Annotated in this window: 1 protein-coding gene; it reads right to left on the bottom strand. The window is 72.5% G+C overall.

The annotated features are described in order from the left end of the window. Nucleotides 1–436 (bottom strand): DnaJ C-terminal domain-containing protein (locus G3I17_RS39345; protein WP_275402667.1); only part of this gene is annotated, 436 nt, incomplete at both ends.

The following is a 436-nucleotide window of genomic DNA, read 5'->3' as shown; positions in this document are numbered from 1 at the left end:
TCCGCCGCCGCGCAGGTGCGTGATACACCGCCCGTGCAGCGGGACAGACCGGCCGGACTGGGTGCTCGGCAGGATGTAGATCTCCTCCAGGCCGTCCAGGGTCTCCAGCGGCACCTGGGTGCCGAGGGCCGCGGCGGTCATCGGGATGGTGACCGTGCAGTGCAGGTCGTCGCCGCGCCGCTGGAACACCGCGTGCGACAGCTCGTGGATCTCGACGTACAGATCACCGGCGGGACCGCCGCCGGGGCCGACCTCGCCCTCACCCGCGAGCTGGATGCGGGTGCCGTTGTCCACCCCCGCCGGGATCTTCACGGTCAGCGTGCGCCGCGAGCGGATGCGGCCGTCACCGGCGCACTCCGGGCAGGTGATCGGCACGACCGTGCCGAAGCCCTGGCACTGCGTGCAGGGGCGCGAGGTCATGACCTGGCCGAGGAAG

The organism is Streptomyces sp. SID13031 (genome assembly GCF_010548305.1).
In the GTDB taxonomy this organism is placed as follows: Bacteria; Actinomycetota; Actinomycetes; order Propionibacteriales; family Kribbellaceae; genus Kribbella.
The sequence above is the reverse complement of the archived record's forward strand: the minus strand, read 5'-3'. Positions and strand labels throughout refer to the sequence as shown.